At 54.9% G+C, this 17,856-nt stretch carries 14 protein-coding genes; 8 read left to right on the top strand and 6 right to left on the bottom strand.

Going from position 1 to position 17,856, the window contains the following annotated elements:
* Nucleotides 1-60 precede the first annotated feature (60 nt).
* Genes B2U47_RS03595 through B2U47_RS03565 form a run of 7 tightly spaced genes read left to right on the top strand, consistent with a single transcriptional unit; the run spans nucleotide 61 to nucleotide 7,909 of the window.
* Complete coding sequence (locus tag B2U47_RS03595) at nucleotides 61-1,032, top strand: AAA family ATPase (protein ID WP_296677797.1); 972 nt, start codon at nucleotides 61-63, stop codon at nucleotides 1,030-1,032.
* Nucleotides 1,032-2,012 (top strand): DUF58 domain-containing protein, encoded by a 981-nt coding sequence (locus B2U47_RS03590; protein ID WP_296677799.1) that lies wholly within the window; start codon nucleotides 1,032-1,034, stop codon nucleotides 2,010-2,012. Before B2U47_RS03595 ends, B2U47_RS03590 begins: the two co-directional genes overlap by 1 nt.
* Complete coding sequence (locus tag B2U47_RS03585; RefSeq protein WP_296677801.1) at nucleotides 2,009-2,485, top strand: DUF4381 domain-containing protein; 477 nt, start codon at nucleotides 2,009-2,011, stop codon at nucleotides 2,483-2,485. The genes B2U47_RS03590 and B2U47_RS03585 overlap by 4 nt, the downstream gene beginning before the upstream one ends.
* Nucleotides 2,478-3,464 (top strand): vWA domain-containing protein, encoded by a 987-nt coding sequence (locus tag B2U47_RS03580; RefSeq protein ID WP_296677803.1) that lies wholly within the window; start codon nucleotides 2,478-2,480, stop codon nucleotides 3,462-3,464. Before B2U47_RS03585 ends, B2U47_RS03580 begins: the two co-directional genes overlap by 8 nt.
* A gap of 4 nt (nucleotides 3,465-3,468) precedes the next feature.
* Entirely contained in the window at nucleotides 3,469-5,280 is a 1,812-nt protein-coding gene (locus B2U47_RS03575; protein ID WP_296677805.1) for a VWA domain-containing protein, read from the top strand.
* A complete protein-coding gene (locus B2U47_RS03570) occupies nucleotides 5,274-6,998 on the top strand; it encodes a BatD family protein (RefSeq protein WP_296677807.1) in 1,725 nt (574 codons plus the stop codon). Before B2U47_RS03575 ends, B2U47_RS03570 begins: the two co-directional genes overlap by 7 nt.
* Complete coding sequence (locus tag B2U47_RS03565; RefSeq protein ID WP_296677809.1) at nucleotides 6,998-7,909, top strand: AEC family transporter; 912 nt, start codon at nucleotides 6,998-7,000, stop codon at nucleotides 7,907-7,909. The genes B2U47_RS03570 and B2U47_RS03565 overlap by 1 nt, the downstream gene beginning before the upstream one ends.
* 52 nt (nucleotides 7,910-7,961) lie before the next feature.
* Here the strand turns inward: B2U47_RS03565 and B2U47_RS03560 are convergent, their stop codons facing one another.
* From B2U47_RS03560 to B2U47_RS03550, 3 genes are all read right to left on the bottom strand, one after another.
* Nucleotides 7,962-9,311 (bottom strand): TrpB-like pyridoxal phosphate-dependent enzyme, encoded by a 1,350-nt coding sequence (locus tag B2U47_RS03560; RefSeq protein WP_296677811.1) that lies wholly within the window; start codon nucleotides 9,309-9,311, stop codon nucleotides 7,962-7,964.
* A gap of 89 nt (nucleotides 9,312-9,400) precedes the next feature.
* On the bottom strand, nucleotides 9,401-10,156 hold the full coding sequence (locus B2U47_RS03555; protein ID WP_296677813.1) for a hypothetical protein: 756 nt from the start codon (nucleotides 10,154-10,156) through the stop codon (nucleotides 9,401-9,403).
* 77 nt (nucleotides 10,157-10,233) lie between these two features.
* Nucleotides 10,234-13,161 carry a DEAD/DEAH box helicase family protein gene (locus tag B2U47_RS03550; protein ID WP_296677815.1) on the bottom strand — a complete coding sequence of 976 codons (2,928 nt, stop codon included), beginning with the start codon at nucleotides 13,159-13,161 and terminating at the stop codon, nucleotides 10,234-10,236.
* Between the two features lie 132 nt (nucleotides 13,162-13,293).
* Here B2U47_RS03550 and B2U47_RS03545 point away from each other — a divergent pair, with 132 nt between their 5' ends.
* Nucleotides 13,294-13,842 carry a Uma2 family endonuclease gene (locus B2U47_RS03545; protein ID WP_296677816.1) on the top strand — a complete coding sequence of 183 codons (549 nt, stop codon included), beginning with the start codon at nucleotides 13,294-13,296 and terminating at the stop codon, nucleotides 13,840-13,842.
* A gap of 236 nt (nucleotides 13,843-14,078) precedes the next feature.
* Here the strand turns inward: B2U47_RS03545 and B2U47_RS03540 are convergent, their stop codons facing one another.
* Genes B2U47_RS03540 through B2U47_RS03530 form a run of 3 tightly spaced genes read right to left on the bottom strand, consistent with a single transcriptional unit; the run spans nucleotide 14,079 to nucleotide 17,781 of the window.
* A complete protein-coding gene (locus B2U47_RS03540) occupies nucleotides 14,079-14,333 on the bottom strand; it encodes a UPF0175 family protein (RefSeq protein WP_296677818.1) in 255 nt (84 codons plus the stop codon).
* Nucleotides 14,334-14,365: 32 nt separating this feature from the next.
* Complete coding sequence (locus B2U47_RS03535) at nucleotides 14,366-15,661, bottom strand: restriction endonuclease subunit S (protein ID WP_296677820.1); 1,296 nt, start codon at nucleotides 15,659-15,661, stop codon at nucleotides 14,366-14,368.
* Nucleotides 15,661-17,781, bottom strand: a complete 2,121-nt coding sequence (locus B2U47_RS03530; RefSeq protein ID WP_296677822.1) for a type I restriction-modification system subunit M — start codon at nucleotides 17,779-17,781, stop codon at nucleotides 15,661-15,663. The genes B2U47_RS03535 and B2U47_RS03530 overlap by 1 nt, the downstream gene beginning before the upstream one ends.
* Nucleotides 17,782-17,856: the final 75 nt, after the last annotated feature.

The following is a 17,856-nucleotide window of genomic DNA, read 5'->3' as shown; positions in this document are numbered from 1 at the left end:
CTTGAAACCACGGGAAGAGGGCGCGTATATTTCGCCTACACCCATATAACGCTAGCGAACATGAACCAAAAAGAAAATTTTGACAAGTTGTCCCAGTATTTGCAAAGCAAAATCATTGGTCAAAAGTCCCTGATCAACCGCCTGATGATTGCCTTGCTGGCAGATGGACACTTGTTGGTGGAAGGTGCTCCCGGGCTTGCTAAAACCCGTGCCATCCAGATGCTGGGGCAAGGGATCGAAGGTGATTTTCATCGTGTCCAGTTTACCCCGGATCTGTTGCCAGCCGACATTACCGGCACGGAAGTATTCCACCCGAACGATGGTACGTTCCATTTCCAGAAAGGCCCGTTGTTTCACAACCTGATTCTGGCGGATGAAATCAACCGTGCGCCCGCCAAGGTGCAGTCTGCCTTGCTGGAAGCGATGGCGGAGCGTCAGATTACGGTGGCGGGCACAACTTGGAATTTGCCGGAACCTTTCCTGGTGATGGCGACCCAGAACCCGATCGAGCAGGAAGGTACGTACCATTTGCCGGAAGCCCAGCTCGACCGTTTCCTGATGCATGTGATTGTGGATTACCCAACTCCCGCAGAAGAAAAGGTCATCCTGCATCTGGGGCGTAAGGAAGCCATGCAGCAGGTCAAGCGTGAGAAAGAGGTGGTTGCCCCGCTGGTCAGCCGCGAAGATGTGCGTCTGGCACGGCAGGATGTCCTGAACGTTTACATGGCAGACAAGGTGGAAACCTATTTGCTGCAACTGGTGTTGGCAAGCCGTACCCCGGAACGCTACGGCAAGTCGCTGGCAGGCAGTATCGCCTACGGTGGCAGCCCGCGTGCCACCCTGGCGCTGGATCGTTGCGCACGTGCCCATGCTTGGCTGGCAGGGCGTGATTTCGTCAGCCCGGAAGATGTGCAGGCAGTTGCCCACGATGTGTTGCGCCACCGTTTGTTGTTGACGTTTGAAGCGGAAGCCGATGGCATGACCGCCAATCATATCATTGACGAATTGTTGGCGCTGGTGGCAGTCCCCTGATGGCTGGCGGGCGTGTTACCCGATCGTCTCCGCCCACTGGGCAGCGACACAGCACAGGTAATGGTGAGGGGATCATTTTCAGTTCCCTGCATTCCCTGCTCAACCTGCAAGGGCAGGTACGTACTTTGTATCTGGCGAAAAAGCATATCCGCGCCCGTCATGCCGGTTTGCACCGTTCGGTCTACAAGGGGCGCGGGATGGATTTTGCCGAATCGCGTCCTTATCAGCCCGGTGATGACATCCGTACCATTGACTGGCGGGTGACAGCCCGTAGTGGGCGTGTCCATACCAAGGTATTTGAGGAAGAGCGTGAAAAGCCGGTGCTGTTGTGGCTGGATTTGCGTCCTTCGATGTTTTTTGCCACCCGTGGGCGTTTCAAGGCCGTTATCGCAGCAGAAATGGCTGCCTTGCTGTTGTGGAAAACACTCAAGGATGGCGACCGCATCGGGGGCATCCTGCAAAACAGCCGTCATGTGGAACTCAAGCCTTCCCGCAGCCGTTCGGCAGCTTTGCATTTCCTGCGGCAGTTGAGCGACATGACGCATGATGCGGTGGCAGAAAAGGAGCAACTAGCGGAACACAGCCGCACGGATTTGCAAACAAGCTGGACGCGCTTGCGCCGGGTTGCCCAGCCGGGTAGCCAGGTATTTGTGTTGAGTGATTTCCGTCATTCCAGCCCGACTGCCATGCGCCAGCTTGCCATGATTAGTCGCCATTCGCAGCTTACCTTGATTGCCATTCACGACCCGTTTGAAGCTAACCTGCCACAACAGGGGCGTTTGCGCCTGACCGATGGCAAACGTGGTTTGTGGGTCAATCTGGGGCTGCAACTCTGGCGCAAACGCTATGCTGTCCGTGCCGAACAGGCGCACAAAAACTTGCAGGAATTCAGCCGTAGCCACCGGATTCCGCTGGTGCAACTGTCCACGGCTGATACCAGTAACGAACGCTTGCTGAAATTGTCACGGGGGCTGCGATGAACCCGGAAGATTTGCCACTGCGCGACATCCATTTGCCGGAAGCGATTGGCTGGTGGCCGCTGGCACCTGGCTGGTGGGTCATCATGCTGGTGATGCTGGCAGGCATTCTGTTGTTGGTTTGGCTATGGAGGCGGCAAAAACGGGGTGAACAGGCACTGGAGCTGGCTTTGCATGAGCTGGAATACCTGCGCCGCCAGTATGGCAGGGATGGCAGCACGCTGGTACGGGAGCTTTCCGTATTGTTGCGGCGGGTTGCTATCAGCCAGTATGGGCGTAAACAGGTGGCTGGTTTCACTGGTTCAGCATGGGTAGATTTCCTCAACCAGAAAGCAGGCAAGCCGTTGTTTAAGGGCAATCTGCAAGTGTTTCTGACCGAAATGCCCTACCGTCCTGAGTCGGATGCGGAAACCGGTGCTTTTGTCAGTGCCACCCGCGAGTGGATCAGGTTGCAAAAGGGGAAAAGCCATGTATGACTTCCTCTGGTGGTGGATGTTTGCCTTGTTGCCCATACCCTGGCTGGTACGTTGGCTGCTGAAACCGGCACAACAACAGGCGGGTGTGGCCTTGCATGTGCCGTTTCTGGAGGATTTCCAGCAGCAGGGTAACAGCTTGCTGGCGCGTTCCTGGCATGGCTGGCTGGCTTTGTTGCTGGCAACGTTGGCATGGGTGGCGCTGGTGACAGCTTCTGCCCGCCCGGTGTGGATCGGAGACTCGGTGGCCTTGCCGGTGGCAGGGCGTGACCTGATGATGGCAGTCGACCTGTCGGGTAGTATGCAGGAGCAGGATTTCATCCTCGGCGGGCAGGTGGTTGACCGGCTGGTGGCAACCAAGGCGGTGGCGGGAGAATTCATCCGTAGCCGTAGCGGCGACCGGATTGGGCTGGTACTGTTTGGGGATCAGGCGTATTTGCAGGCTCCGTTGACCTTTGATCGCCAGACAGTGCTGAAATTGCTGAATGAATCAGCGATTGGTCTGGCAGGGGAGCGCACTGCCATTGGGGATGCGATTGGTCTTGCCCTCAAGCGCTTGCAAGCCAGCCCGGAGAAAAACCGGGTGCTGATTTTGATGACCGATGGTGCCAATACTGCCGGGAGTGTCAGCCCTCTGGAAGCAGCAGATATGGCAGCAACCGCTGGCCTGAAAATCTACACGGTGGGGATTGGTTCAGAAAGTGACCAAATGCGCAGTGTATTCGGTTTCCAGTTGATGAATCCGGCAGCCGATCTGGATGAACGCACCCTCAAGGGCATCGCGGAAAAAACCGGCGGCATGTATTTCCGCGCCCGTGACACCGAAGAATTCCAGCGTATCTACGCCGAACTTGACCGGCTGGAACCCGTCGAACAGGAGGCAGAGCAATGGCGTCCGCAAATGGAACTGTTCCGCTGGCCGTTGCTGGCAGCCTTTGTGTTGACGTTACTGGCAGCAGCCTTGCGTATGGAACGGGAGTGATGGCATGAATACCTTGCACTTTATGCATCCCGAATGGCTATGGTTATTACTGGCAATCCCGCTGTTGTGGGGTATCCATCTGTTGCGTAACCAACAGCAGGGCGAGTGGGAACGCCTCATTGACAAGCACCTGATGCCGTTTGTCCTCAGTGGCAAGGCTGGTCGCTTGGGCTTGATGCCTTTGCTGATCCTGTCTGTGGCCTTGTTGCTAGCGGTGGTGGCAATGGCGGGGCCTGCTTGGGACAAGCGTGAAGTGCCGGTGTTCCGCAACCAGCAGGCATTGGTAGTGGCAATGGATTTTTCCGCGTCGATGTATGCAGAAGATGAGAAGCCCAACCGCTTGACGCTGGCACGTTTCAAGTTGCTCGATATTCTCAAGGCACGGGCAGACGGACAGACGGGGTTGGTGGTCTTTGCCGGTGATGCTTTTGTGGTATCACCTCTGACCGATGACAGGGAGACTATCCAGGAACAGGTAAAAAATCTTTCGCCGGAAATCATGCCAGCTCCCGGCAGTTTGCTAACACCTGCCATCCAGCGTTCGGTCGATCTTCTCAAGCAGGCAGGTGTAACGCAAGGGCATATCCTGTTGATTACCGACGGAGCATCTGACCCGGATACTGCTAGGGAAACTGCTGAAAATGCCCGCAAGCAAGGTTATAAGGTATCGGTGTTGGCAGTCGGCAGTGAAGCTGGTGCGCCGATTCCGAGCGTCAGGGGCGGCTTCCTGATCGACAATGACGGTAAAACCGTGGTGGCATCCACCAATCTGGCGGAATTGACCACAATTGCTGAAGCTGGGGAGGGTTTGTTTGTCAAGGCCACGATGGGTGATGCCGATCTTGCCAGTCTGGGCGAACAGTGGAAGGCCAGCGTGGATGGCAAGCTGACAGCAAACGATGGGCGACAGGTGGATACCTGGATCAACCAAGGTTATTGGCTGGTATTGTTGCTGTTGCCGCTGGCAGCGCTGGCTTTCCGGCGTGGCTGGCTGGGAGCGGCACTGGTTTGCCTGCTGTTGCCCCAACCCCAGCAGGCGCAAGCATTTGGCTGGAATGACCTGTGGCAGACACCCGACCAGCAAGGGCAGCAAGCGATGGATGATGGTCAGCCGGACGAAGCTGCCAAACTGTTCAATGACCCGCAATGGAAAGCTGCTGCTGCTTACCGGCAACGTGACTACGCCAGTGCTGCCAGCCAGTACGCCAATACTCCGACGGTTGACGGGTACTATAATTATGGTAATGCCTTGGCAAAACAGGGCAAGTTTGAAGACGCGATAGTGGCTTATGAAAAAGCCTTGCAGACAGACCCGCAGCACGCGGATGCCCGCCACAATCTGGATATACTGAAACAGGCGGCTTCCCGGCAACAAAACCAGCAGCAGGGTAGTAACCCACAGCAACAGCAAGATTCTGCCAGCCAGCAACAACAAGACTCGCAAAACCAGCAACAGCAGCAGGACGGGCAACAGGGGCAACAAGGCCAGCAACAACAGCAGGACGGGCAGCAAGGGCAACAAGGCCAGCAGCAAAATCCCCCTGAAGCTGAACAATACGGCAAGGAAGGCAAGGAAAAAGAAGCCGAAAAACAGGCCGAACAGCAAAAACAACAAGGGCAAGATGGGAAACAGCAGCAGCCCGACAAAGCAGGTCAGCAGGAAGGCGAGCAGGACTCGCAGCAACGGGAGCAACAGCAAGCCACGGAACAGTGGTTACGGCGCATCCCTGATGACCCGGCAGGCTTGTGGCGGCGCAAGTTTCAATACCAGTACCAGCAGCGTGGTGGCAATCAGGCAAGAGGTGAAGAATGGTAAGGTTTCTGTTGTTTGCACTGTTAGGGTGTCTACCCTGGTGGGCGCACGCTGCCAGTATCATGGCGCAGCTTGATCGCAATCCGGTAGCCTTGGGCGACCCGGTAACGCTGACCCTGACCGCAGACGGTGTGGTGGGTAACGATCCTGATTTTGCCCCCTTGCTCAAGGATTTTGAAATTCGCAGCCGTTCGCAAAGCAACAGTTTCAGCATGGTTAACGGGGTCAGCAGTGTACGTACCGAATGGTCGCTAATCCTGTATCCACGCAATACCGGTACCTTGCACATTCCGCCCATCAGTTTTGGTGCTGAACAGAGCCAGGCACTGGATTTGCAGGTGCTTGATCAACCTCCTCCCTCCAGTACCGGAGGCGGTGGAGCAGACCTGCTGGTTGAACTGGAAGCTGAGCCAAAACAGCCTTACGTGCAGCAACAAACCCTTGTGACCCAACGCATCCTGCACATCCAGCCCTTGCAGCCGCAAGCTACCTTGTCGCATCCGGTCATTGAGGCAGGCAAGGGTGACATCCGCCAGATTGGCAATACCCGCAATTACACCCTGATGCGTGATGGGCGCAACTGGCAAGTGATTGAGCGCCGTTATGCGCTGGTTCCCCAGCAAAGCGGTACGCTGACCATCGGGCGGGCAGCCTTTGAGGGCGTGTTGGCAGAACCGGGGCCAAGCAGTTACGACCCGTTTGGTGTTAATGGCAAACGTATCCGGCGTTTTTCAGAGCCCCTGACGCTGCAAATCCAGGGACAACCCGCCACCTATACCGGTCAGCAATGGTTGCCAGCCAAAAGCATTACCCTGAATGCCCACTGGCAGACTGCCCCCGACAAATTACAGGCTGGTGAGCCAGTCACCCTGACACTGGCAATCATGGCGGATGGTCTGGCAGCCGAACAGTTGCCAAAACTGGATGTGCAGATGCCCGCAGGAATCAAGGCATACACCGACAAGCCGGAACTGCGCAATGATGCCGGTAATGATGGCGTGGTGGGTGTACGTCAGGAGAAATGGGTCATCGTTGCCCCTTACAACGGCGAATATGCCATTCCAGCCATTAACCTGACCTGGTGGAACAGTACGGCGGGCAAGCAGGAAACTGCCTCCATCAATCCGGTGACAATGCGCGTCAGTGGTGGACAGGCAGCTCCAGCAGGTGAGCCAGCGGTTGTTACGCCCCCGCCTGTTGCTGAACCTGATAACAAACCACAAGCCCCGCCTGTTGCTGGCGAGGCGGGTAAGGATCTGCTGGCTGGCCTGTGGGGCTGGCTGACTTGGGAACGACTGGCTTTCAGCCTGTTGTTGCTGTGGGTGGTACTGTCATTCGGCTGGTTGTCGTGGCGCTGGTTGCGCAAACCAGCCAAACCGGCAAGCCTTCCGCTACAAAAAACAGCGGCGGCTAGTGGCAAAAACAGTTTGCGCGTTCTGGAACAGGCTTGTCGGCAAAATCAGGCGCAGGCTGCGCATGATGCCTTACTGGCATGGGCGGATAGCACCCTGGGTTTGCATCCTGCCCTGATTACTACCTTGCGTGAACAGGCCGACCCGAGTTTGCGCAGCGAGATCGACAAACTGCTTGCCAGCCTGTACGGGCGTGAAGCGGCAAGCTGGCAGGGTAGTGGTCTGTGGAAAGCGGTACAGGCTTTCAAGCCCGTGGCTGTTACTCCCCATTCCAACCATCCCGGTCTGGCTACGCTGTACCCTGAATAATGTATCCGGTGTTTGCTGCCATTTTTCCAGTATTCATCCTGCTGATGCTGGGCAACGTGGCGCGGCGCAGCGCTTTTCTGGACGAGCATTTCTGGGTGCAGGCAGAAAAAGTTACCTATTACATCCTGTTCCCTGCCCTGCTGGTCGAGCATCTGGCTAAAGCTGAAGTGGATTTTGCGTCAGCGGGCTGGTTGTTGTTGCTGGCTGGGGCGGTTCCGCTGCTGGCTAGCCTGTTGTGCTTTTTGTTTGCACCTTGGCTGCGTTTGAACGGGGCAGATTTTACCTCGTTTTTTCAGGGAAGCATTCGTTTCAATACCTATATTGGGTTGGCAGTCATGGCGGTGGCGTTGCCAGCTCCGGCCTTAACCTTGGCAGCCATCATTGTGGCAGTCATGATCCCGTTGGTGAATCTGTTGTGCATTGCCGTGTTTGCCCGTTATACCCACGGGCAGGTACGACCTGTTGCCATCCTGCTGTCGATTGTGCGCAACCCTCTGATCATGGCGAGTGTTATCGGCATTATCCTGAATGTGTTGCCATTTTCTCTGCCGGACATGTGGTGGTCAGTGGTGGTGAAACTGGGACAGATGGCGTTGCCGCTGGGCTTGCTGGCGGTCGGGGCGGGGTTGCGCTTGCAAGCCTTGCGTGAGTCAGGGAAAACCTTGTTGTGGGCAGCGTTGATCAAGCTGGTGTTGTTACCCGCACTGGTGTTTGTGTTGTGTAGCCTGTTACATATACCCTCACTGGAACGGGCGGTATTGGTGATGTTTGCTGCCCTGCCAACGGCTTCTTCCGCTTACATCCTTGCGCGGCAACTGGGGGGCAATGCTGCCATGATGGCGGTACTGATTACGGGCGAAACCCTGCTCAGCATGATGAGCCTGCCATTGGTACTGCTGGCGGTCAGTTGATGAACCGAATGGGCAGGGGCAGGCATGTTACCCACCCCTGACAACCAGACGGTTAACCGAATTTGGGCAGATGTGCCAGTGATTCCCTGATGGCTTCTTCCGGGTAGTCGAAGTCAGTCAGATCACCTTGCAGATAACGGTCATAAGAGGTCATGTCGAAATGACCGTGGCCTGACAGGTTGAACAGCAGGGTTTTGGCTTCACCGGTTTTGCTGCATTCCTGTGCGGCACGGATAGTGGCGGCAATCGCGTGGCAGGATTCCGGCGCTGGAATGATGCCCTCGCTCTTGGCGAACATGACGCCTGCTGCAAATGTTTCCAGTTGCGGCACGGCGACGGCTTCGATCAGCCCTTCGTGGTACAACTGGCTGACCAGTGCGGAATCACCGTGGTAACGCAAGCCACCTGCATGGATGCCCGGTGGCATGAAATCATGACCAAGGGTGTACATTTTCATCAACGGTGTATAGCCAGCCACGTCACCAAAGTCATAGGTATAAATGCCTTTGGTCAGGGTTGGGCAGGAAGTCGGTTCAACCGCTACCAGACGCACATTCTTGCCAGTGGCATTGTCTGCCAGGAATGGGAATGCCAGCCCGCCAAAGTTGGAACCGCCACCGCATGGCGCGAATACCATGTCCGGGTAGTCACCGACCATTGCCAACTGCTGTTTTGCTTCCAGCCCAATGATGGTCTGGTGCAACAGGACATGGTTCAGCACTGAACCCAGCGCATAGTTGGTATCGGCACGGCTGGCTGCTTCTTCCACCGCTTCAGAAATGGCAACGCCCAGTGAGCCTTGTGAATCCGGGTCAGCCGCGAGGATTTTGCGCCCGGCTTCGGTCATGTCAGTGGGGCTGGCGAACACTTCCGCACCCCAGGTTTGCATCATGGAACGGCGGTAAGGTTTCTGCTGGTAACTGATTTTCACCATGTACACGCGCACGTCGATACCGAACATTTGCCCAGCCAGTGCCAGCGAGCTGCCCCACTGACCCGCGCCGGTTTCCGTTGACAGGCGTTTGATGCCCGCTTGCTGGTTGTAGTAAGCCTGGGCTACTGCTGTGTTGGGCTTGTGCGAACCTGCCGGGCTAACCGCTTCATTTTTGTAATAGATTTTCGCCGGGGTATTGAGCATTTTTTCTAGGCGGTGAGCACGGTACAGCGGGGAAGGGCGCCACATGGTCAGGGCTTCACGCACAGGTTCGGGGATCGGAATCCAGCGTTCGGCACTCATTTCCTGCATCACCAGCGTTTCGGGGAAAATGCCCAGCATTGCTTCGGGAGGCACAGGGTTGCCATCCGGCCCCAGATAGGGGAAGGGTTTGTTGGGCATATCAGCAACGACGTTATACCAGTGGGTTGGCATATCGGCTTCGGGCAGGTAGATTTTGGTTGTCATTCAGTCCTCCTTTGTCCATGTAGAATGTGGGCTTTATATTCCCACTTGCACCACAAGTGTGCAATGCAAAAGAGGAGTGATGGGGGGATTTACACCCAGCGATACCATTTTTCGATCCCGAGGTTGCGTCCCCAGGAATCAATCAGTTCACGGTCGCTGGTGTCGTCAAAAATCTGCTGCATACACGGCTCCAGCAGGATGGCGGCTGCCGCTTCCATGCCTACCGTGCGGTAAGGCTCAAAAATACCGGGCATGTCGAACAGTTCGGCTACCATCAACGCCTGTGTGGCATTCATCACCTGATTGGCACGCACCAGGGTGCGCGGGAACATGTCCGGGGTCAGTTGCAGGCAGGCAATATGCTCCACTACCTGATTGACCAGTGACTGTTGCTGGACAGCGTGCAATTCCGCATATTCACGGTGCAGGTGGATGTCGATCAGCATTCCAATCGGCACAGAACGCAATTGCGTCAGTACCCCGCCAATCACATGATCGGTAAAGGCTTCGCGTTGCCCCAGTGGAATACCGGGGTGCATGGTCAGCAACTCATTTTTGACGCTGGCAAGGTAAGCAGCATTAGGTTGCAGGTTGGTGCGCTCAGTTTCCGGGGTGCGGTACTGGTGCAAAACAAAGGCGGCTTGCCAGGCAATCAGGTAGTTGTTTTCATCCCCCGGTACGCGCAGCACGATTTCATGGTTTTCCCGCCCTTCGCGCCCACCGATACGCACGCTGGAAACCACCGGCAAACTGGCATCAAACACTATGTCGAAACTGCGCCCGGTCAGGGCAGTGGCTTCATCAAGCAGGCTTTGGGTACTGGCAGGGAAGGGAACAACTGGCATGGGGAATGATCCTTACAGAGAAAATGCTACGGAATGACAAACGGGCTGCATATTACCAGACAGTAGGTGGTGCTTGCCTATGAAATGCGGTTTTCCAGCCCGCGATAAATCACGGTATGTGCCATGATGTCAAAGATGGAACCGGGGTCGATGTATTTTTCATCCAGCAGGCATTGGTACAAGGCACGGCTGGCATAGCTGGTTTCGATGGCAGTGCGTACTTCCGGCTGGTAGTAACGCTCTAGATAAGGTCGGTCATGGCGGTTAGCTTGTACATGGCGGAAAATGATCGGGTCGGCAACTTTTTCCTCGCACACTTCACGGATGACCAAGGCTTCTGCTTCACTGATCTGGAAGCGCTCGCGCAGTTTTTCGATCATGTCGCTGATGGTGGTTTTGGGTGGCGGCTCGTGATTTCCACCGCCACCGCTGCGGGGTTTGAGCGTGGCTGGTTTGAGTTCGCGGATACCCTGAAATGTGACCGCCGCTTTCTCCAGTTTCAGTTTGCCGATGTGTGTCATCAGATCAGAAGTGGAACCGGCCTTGATCAGTTGCGGTGCGAGAAATTCGGCAAATGCAGCAAACTGTGCCAGTTCACCGGCATACACAAAGAAACAGGACAGGAACTGGTAAGAGCGGGCGAATTTTGTCAGCAAGTAGACAAAGGCTTTGCGTTCTTCCATGCTTGCCAGCCTGCTGTTGAAGCGCCCGCGCCATTTGACGGTTTCCGCTGCCGGCAGCCCTGCTGCTTGTTGATCCCGTCCGATTTGTCCTGCCAGATGCAGATAGGTTTCGGCATCATCGGCAATGAAAATCCCGGCATCCAGGATTTGCAGGTATAGCCCTTTGCATTGCGCCTGATCCGGCTCCGAAGCGGTATAGGGCGTTCCCTGCCGGTATTTGTTGAATGCCTTGAGGATTTTGTCGGCATTATTGGTGAAATCAACCACGACCACCCCCTCCTTGCCGGGAGCGCAGCGGTTGAGACGGGAAATAGTCTGCACGGCATTCCGGTCTTGCACCGGTTTGTCGAGAAACATGCCCGCCAGCAGCGGTTGGTCAAACCCGGTCTGGAACTTGCTGGCAACCACCATCAGGCGATAGCCGTCAGTATCAAAACGCTCTTCGATCAGCTCTTCCTTGTCCAGCCCGTTGAGGGTGTGTTCACTGATGTGTGCGTGAGTTTCCGGGTGGTCAAAGTCGGAAAAGGCATACACCACGTCATAAGCGTAACGCTCTGGCTCGATTTCACGCTTTTCCCGCAGCTTTTCCTTGAGGATGCGGTAATACAGCAGCCCGGCGAGGCGAGAGCTGGCAACGATCATGGCTTTGGCTTGCCCGTTGATCAGCGGTTTGATGTCTTCATCGAAGATGCGCAACATCAATTCTGCCTTGTACTGGATCAAGCCTTCATCCTGAAAGGCTACATTCTGCAAGGCTTTGGCGAGCACCCCGGCAGGGTAGAGCTTGTCTGCATCTGGCGGAATGACGGGGCTTTGCAGGTGAAACAGGGTTTTATAGGAAATGATACTGGCGGCGACATCAACGATGTATTTCTCATGAATGGCTTCGGCTTCCGAATAGGTGTCGAAGGCTGCACCAAACAGTTGCACAGTCGCGTTGGCGGGCGTGGCGGTAAAGGCAACGAATAACTGGTTGTGGTCGTGGGCGCGGATGGCATCTGCCAATGTCTGTTCCGGGTCGCTGTCTTCCTCCACGTCCGGCGTATCGCGGAAGGGTTTGCGCACGGCAGTTGCCATGCTGCCTTCCTGTGAGCGGTGCGCTTCATCAATCAGGTAGGCAACCCGCAGGGTTTTCAATTCGGGCTGGCTTTCCAGTTCCTTGAGGATTTCGACGAATTTCTGTTGGGTGCTGACAATGATGGATTCGCGGCGGGCAATGTGCTGCTTGAGTTGCTGCGAAGTCTTGGCGTAGCGGATGACGTTGCGTAAATGGTGGAAGTTTTCCAACTCGTCACGGATGTTCTTGTCCAGGCTGTTGCGGTCGGTCAGCACAAACACCATGTCCACCAGTTTGGTGCTGGTTCCGCCCAGATAGAGGCTATTGAGCCGATCCGCCAGCCAACTGATTGACAGGGTTTTGCCGGAGCCAGCGGAATGGTTGATCAGGTATTTTTTGCCGATATGGCCTTGCCCAGCAAAGTGTGTGCCGATGTCGGCTGCCAGCCGCTCGACCATGCGTGACTGGTGGTAGCGCGGGAACAGACTGAAAGCGTCACGGGCGCTGATGCCTTTGTCCGGGTCGGCTGCGCGTTGCGGCACATACACCAGATAAAAACTGATGGCTTGCAGGATGGCATCCCGCGCCAGTACATGCCGGTACAGGTACTCAACCGGGTATTCGCCCTCCGTTTCCGGCAGGTTTTCCAGACCGGTGTTGAACCAACGGAAATGCTCTGCCTGTCGCGGGTTGGTGGCGACCTTGACTTCCGAGGTGTCGGCGGCGATGTAGAGGAAGGGCAGGCGGAAAATGGCATCATCCGGGTTGCGTTGGGTGAACTGGATCACTGCGTCATGCACGTTTTGCCCGGCAGCTTCGTGCTTGAGTTCAATGACGATAATGGGCAGGCCGTTGAGGAATAGCACAATGTCCGGGCGTTTGGCATCACCAACGACCAGTTCGGTCTTGAAACTGATGCGGTTTTGGGTGTGGTCTGCGGTGCTTGCGCTGGAGCGTGGTTTGGGTGAGTAAAGCTGGAAGTGTTGCCCGCGAACCTTCAAACCATCGCGCATGATCAGCCACAGCGGGGCTTTTGCTAGTTCTTCCCGCAAAGTCAACAGGATTTGCTGCGGTGCATCCGTGGTGTAATCCGTTTCCAAGCGTGCATACGTTTCCGCCTGGGTGGTTTGGATGAAATCCAGCAGGTGTTGTTGGGCGATATAACCGTCCTGGATTTCCCGGCTTTCCAGCGGCGTATAGCCATGCACTTTGCGCAGGAAACGGGCAATGTGGTTCTGGAAACGTTTTTCAGGCGAATCAGGCATTCAGCAGGCTTCTGGATCAATGGATTGGCTTGATGATGAATGTATCACGGCCTGCCTGTTATCTCTACTTGTCTGGTAATATCCGGCAAATGCAATACACTGTCAGGGCAGTTGTTTGGGAGGAGAATGATGATGCCTCAGGTACAGGCTAAAACCAGCCGGGATGAATATCTGCTGATGGAAGCTCAGGGAAATGACAAACATGAGTTTTTTCAGGGGCAGGTATACGCGATGGCAGGCGGAACATTTAACCACGCCCGTGTGGCAGGCAACCTGTTTGCCAGCTTGCGCCAGTTTCTGCGTGGCAAACCCTGCCAGCCGATGAACAGTGACATGCGGATACACACCCCGTCAGGGCTTGATACTTACCCGGATGTGTCGGTGTATTGTGGGCAACCTGAACTGACTGATAACCAGACAACGCTGCTGAATCCGGTAGTGGTGATTGAAGTCCTGTCACCCAGCACCCGCGATTATGACCGCAGCGGCAAGTTTACCCATTACCGCTCTATTCCCGGTTTGCAGGATTATCTGCTGGTTGACCCTGAATCCGTGCTGGTTGAACATTTTCACCGTATCAAGCGGGATGAGTGGTTGCTGAAAGTCTATTCAGAACTGACAGATGTTGTGGTGCTGGAAGCATTGGGCGCTGAGCTTTCTCTTGCGGAAATGTATGAATAGCTGTTCTCCGAACTTCCCCCCATCCCCAGCCCTTCCCCCGCAAGGGGTGAAGGGGGCGGAAATTGGCTGTTGCGAATTCGGGGATCGCAAAGTTGTTATCACCTCCCTGGTAAATTTCTTCCGTAACTTCCAAAGGAACCCAAACGGTATCATAGAGGGCGCGTAATGGTTCTAGTGTTCCCCATGCAGCCACCAGTGAAATGAGTGGGCTGGTGTTGATAACGATGGTTTTTTTGTCAAGCATTGGCTAGGTCGGCTTCCAGTTCATCCGTTGACAAATCTAGCATAGGTACGCCGTAGCGGTGCAGGTTGAGCAGGAATGTCACACGATCTATACCAGCCAACTGAGCCGCCATGCCGGAAGACAGACGCTTCATTTCAAACAGCTTTACCGCCATAGCCATGCGGGCTTCCTGCACGAATGCCTCCGGCGTGGTTTGCAGCGCATCCGGGAAATGGGGTGGGTACTCTACGTGTATGGCATTTGACATTGTGATTCCTCACGGCTTTTGCTTGTTTCTGACTATACCACAACCCGCCGTTTCCCCGTCACGCACTCATGAATCAACGACTTTTTGTACTCCGCCAGCACTTCCACCTGACGGCTGACCACGGCACGCGCCTGCTGGATTTTGTCGAGTTCGGCTTTTACCCATGCCACGATCTGTGCCTGCTCCTCAGTGGATGGCAGATAAATGGGCGTTGTTTTCAAGAATGTGCTGGAAACCCGTTTTTGCCCTGCTGCGCCCACCATGTTGACTTCTGCATAGTCACGGAAGGATGTGTTGTAGGTGTAGTAGTACAGAAACTCTCCATTAACGCGATTTGGACGTAGCACATGAAATTCAGTACTGCCGAACGCGTAGCGAGTAGGTAGGCTGGTGACAAATGCACCTTTACCGTTTTCCATGCAGGGAGTTATCTTGGCAAAGATAACGTCACCGTTTTCAAAATACGTCAGGCCGCTTGATATATCATTGAAAGACTTGATTTGTTTGATTGAAATTTGTCCATCGTCGGATACATCTTCCATTGGAACAACTGCATATTCCTCGTTTGCAGACGGTTTCTCACCTGAAAATCGAGGCGAAAGTTCAGCTACATTTTTGATTCTGCTCGCTTGCCAATGTGCAGGAACCTTGCCAATCCAGTCGATATGGGTTTCTTGCATGACAGCAGTATCGTCTAAACCTTTGGTAACAGCCCTATAAATCACTGATCTGCGAATCTGTTCCAATTTCTCCAGTTGCTGCTGCTTGACCGCAATCGCCCCGTCAATCGCTGCGCACTGCTGATCCAGATACCCCGCAATCCGCCGCTGCTCCTCCACATCAGGCAAATATAGGGGAGTGTATTTCAGGAATCTGGTGGAAACACGTTTTTGTCCTGCGGCTCCCACCATGTTGACCTCAGCGTACTTTCTGTACGTTGGGTTAAATGTGTAGTAGTACAGAAACCGCCCATCAATTTTGTGGAAAGGGCGCATGACGTGAAATTCGGTACTACCAAAAGCATAACGAGTAGGCAAACTTGCGATAAATGCGCCCTTACCGTTTTCCATGCAGGGCGTAATTTTAGCGAAAATGACATCGCCCACCTCGAAAAGGGTCAGTCCGCTACTGATGGTTTCATAGGGTCGTTGCTCTGAGTCATGTACTTGCCCTTGTTCAGAAACAGCTTCCATTGGAATAACAGTGCAAATTTCATTTGTATTGGGTGTTTCTGCCGAGTAGCTTGGTGAAAAAAATGCCACGTCTTTCAAACGAACTTTTTCCCAACTTGCTGGGGCATTTCCAATCCACTGATTATCAAGTTCCATCAACGGCTGCGCTCCAGTGATTGCAGGATGGATTCGGCTTGGGATTCGAGTTGCCAAAATTCGGCAAGGAGTGCGTCCGCCGCTTTGGGCGGCTGGTACTGGTAGAAGTATTTGTTGGGCAGGATTTCATAGCCAAGCTGCGGGCTGTCTTCCCAACGGATGATCGGTTTCCTGATTTCGCGCTGCAAAAACGCGGCAATGTCCTCACCGTAGGGGATGTATTCGTCATCCTTGATGTAGTGCCGATGCGTCCACTCCACTTCCACCGCCAGCGAGTCGATAAACGCTTTCACCAGCTTGTTGAACTCCCGCGCATCCATCTCTTTCTTCTCTCCCTGCCCCCCTTGCGGGGGAAGGGTCGGGGAAGGGGGGATTGGCGGCGCAGCCGCCTCTGTCAGCATCTTGATTTCATCCGCAAATGCCGCCTTGACCTGCTTTTCATACAAAGTGGCGAAATTGCCACTGGGCGGCAGCGTAAACGCAATCTCCCGCACCGTTTCCCCATGCGTCAGCCGGATGCGAAACCCGATGTCAGAGTTGTAAAACGCCTGCTCTTTCTTGATATTGGCCGCCGAAAACACCTTCTCATAAGGCTCGGTAACAACGGCAGGCTGATCATTTTCATCCGTCTGCCAAAACACCACGGCTACCTTGTGGTAGGCAAAATCGGTTGTGCGGAACACCTTCACCTGCTGGTCGTTGATGCTGTCCCAGTCGGCGCGGTAACGTTTCTCCACCCACAGGCGGTGCGTGTCAGTAATGCGGTTGCGCTTGTTGCCGAACGATTTCGGTTCTTTCTCGAACTGTTCCCGCGCATCAATCAGCATCACCTTGCCCTTGTGTCCGGCTGGCTTGTTGTTAGTCAGCACCCACACGTAGGTATACAGCGAAGTGTTGTAAAACAACTGGTTGGGCAACATCACAATCGCCTCCAGCCAGTCGTTTTCCAGCATCCAGCGGCGGATTTCGCTTTCCCCAGACCCGCAATCGCCATTGGAGAGCGGCGAACCGTTGAAGATGATGGCAATACGAGTGCCGCCTTTATCGGCCGGTTTCATCTTTGCCAGCATGGTTTGCAGGAACAGCAACGCGCCGTCATTGGTGCGCGGCATCCCCGCCTTGTAGCGGGTTTTCTGCAACTTGCGGGCTTCGGTTTCGTAGCCATCCTTGCCGCCCCACGTTACCCCGAATGGCGGGTTGGAGAGCATGTAATCAAACTGGTGTTCCGCCCCCATCAACTGGTCGCCCGGTTCCGCACCGGGGCTGTTGATATGCGGGATCAGCGAATTGCCCTGACGGATTTGCGCTTTCTGCTCGCCCTTCAACAGCATGTCGGCCTTGCAGATGGCGTAGTTCTGCGGCTGGAGTTCCTGCCCGTGCAGGATGATCAGCTTGCCGGTTTCCTCCCGCTGCGCCAGATCGTCGATCTTGTCGAGCACATGTTCCTTGGCGACCGACAGCATCCCGCCCGTCCCACAAGCCGGGTCATAAATCTTGATGTTTTGCCCGTGGGTCTGCACATCCAGCAATTCCACCATCAGGCGGATCACTTCACGCGGGGTGAAATGTTCACCTGCCTCCTCACCGCTTTGCTCCGAGAAGCGCCGCAGCAATTCCTCATACACATAACCCATTTCCAGATTGGAAAGCGTCTCCGGGGCAAGGTCGGCATGGGCGTATTGTTTGAGGATCGGCACCAGACTGGCGTTTTTCTTCATCTTGCCGATGGTGGCGCGATAGTCGAAATGCTCCAGAATGTCCTGCACATTGTCGGAAAAGCCGGAAATATAGGCGCGGAAATTGCCTTCCAGCAAGCTGTGGTCTTCTTCGCACAGCTTCGCCAATGTCCAGTCAGTCCGGTTGTGGAAGGGGAACAACTTTTCCAGCTCCTTGAGCATGGTTTGCAGCTTGGTAGGGTCATCTGCCAGTGCCGGAACATTGGTCAGTAGTTCCTGCCGTTTGGCCTCACGCATAGCGATCAGCACACACTCAATGCGCCGCAACAGGATGATGGGCAACACCACGCCCTGATATTCGTAGGCTTTAAACTTGCCGCGCAGGCGTTCCGCCGATTTCCAGATGTCGCCTGCCAGATTGTTGAGTTGGTCGCGGTTGAGCATGGGGTTTCAGCTTGTGGCAAAGCCACAGATACTAGCATTTTATGGATGACCGCAGGAAATCGTTATATTGTTGCA

This window comes from Thiothrix sp. UBA5583 (assembly GCA_002425225.1).
Taxonomy (GTDB): domain Bacteria; phylum Pseudomonadota; class Gammaproteobacteria; order Thiotrichales; family Thiotrichaceae; genus Thiothrix; species Thiothrix moscowensis.
The sequence above is the reverse complement of the archived record's forward strand: the minus strand, read 5'-3'. Positions and strand labels throughout refer to the sequence as shown.